Annotated in this window: 1 protein-coding gene; it reads left to right on the forward strand. The window is 41.9% G+C overall.

All coding sequences use genetic code 11. The annotated features are described in order from the left end of the window. On the forward strand, window positions 1-637 hold a 637-nt coding region (locus tag A3729_RS26175), incomplete at both ends, for an ABC transporter substrate-binding protein (protein ID WP_231877509.1).

Raw genomic sequence — 637 nt, forward strand, 5'->3', positions numbered from 1 at the left:
TTATATTATTAAAGGCGTTTCTGCCGCGGGTGTTCGCTACTTGTATGAAAGTCTCACAAAGCATGCGAGTGATGAAGCTTTCAGCGAATATGGACTAATTGCCGAAACAATCGAGACGCCTGATGACCGTTCATCAGTTACATTCAAGCTAAACCCTAATGCCAAGTTTTCTGATGGCAGCCCCATAACAGCAGACGACGTAAAGTTCAGTTTCGAAACACTAACGAAGCATGAAAAAGCACAACCATTCTATGCAGCTTACTATGCCGATGTAAAAAACGTTGAGGTTCGCTCAGATTCAGTCATTCATTTTGAGTTTGCTACCAATCAAAATAAAGAACTCCCGCTCATCATTGGTCAACTCCCGATTTTTTCCAAAAACTATTGGAGTAAACACGATTTCGGTAAATCGTCGCTAAATATTCCTGTCGGCAACGGCCCTTACATGATCGACAGCTTTGACCCTGGTCGCTCGGTCACACTGAAGAAAAACCCAAACTACTGGGCAAAAGATCTTGCGGTTAACAAGGGTATGTATAATTTCGATAAAATCGTATACGAATATTACAAAGATAACACTGTTGCATTGGAGGCTTTCAAAGCTGGCGAGTTTGATTTCCGCATTGAGAACACTGCA

It is taken from the genome of Oleiphilus sp. HI0043 (genome assembly GCF_001634935.1).